This window comes from Mesorhizobium sp. M8A.F.Ca.ET.218.01.1.1 (assembly GCF_004791165.1).
Classification (GTDB): Bacteria; Pseudomonadota; Alphaproteobacteria; order Rhizobiales; family Rhizobiaceae; genus Mesorhizobium.
On the sequence record NZ_SRUZ01000044.1, the window covers coordinates 1 to 456 of the forward strand.

A 456-nucleotide genomic window follows, 5' to 3' on the forward strand; every position below is an offset into this window, starting at 1 on the left:
CCTTCGAGATGTCCTGGCCATCGACCACGATACCGCCCTGGTCGACGTCGTAGAAGCGCTGCAAGAGCGCCACCAGCGTCGATTTGCCGGCGCCCGACGCACCCACGATCGCCGTCACCTTGCCGGCGGCGGCGGTAAAGCTCAGGTCCCTCAGCACCGGCATGTCGGCGTTGTAGCCGAACGTCACATTGTCGAAGCGCACCTCGCCTGTGGTGATCCTGGCCTCGACCGCATCGGGCGCGTCGCCCTGTTTCGGTTCCAGGTCGAGCAACTCGTAGATCATGCGCGCGTTGACCAGCGCACGTTCCATGCCCACCTGTGTGCGCGCCAGGCGTCTTGCCGGGTCGTAGGCCATGATCAGCGCGGTGATGAAGGAAAACACCGCGCCCGGTGGTGGCCCAAGCACCAGCGCCCGGTAGCCGGAATAGGCAAGCACGGCGGTCATAGCGAGACCGC

General features: G+C 65.8%; 1 protein-coding gene. It reads right to left on the reverse strand.

Annotated features, from left to right (window positions below):
* Positions 1 to 456: ABC transporter ATP-binding protein (locus EN861_RS34310; RefSeq protein ID WP_135928205.1), on the reverse strand; the 456-nt coding region annotated here is incomplete at both ends.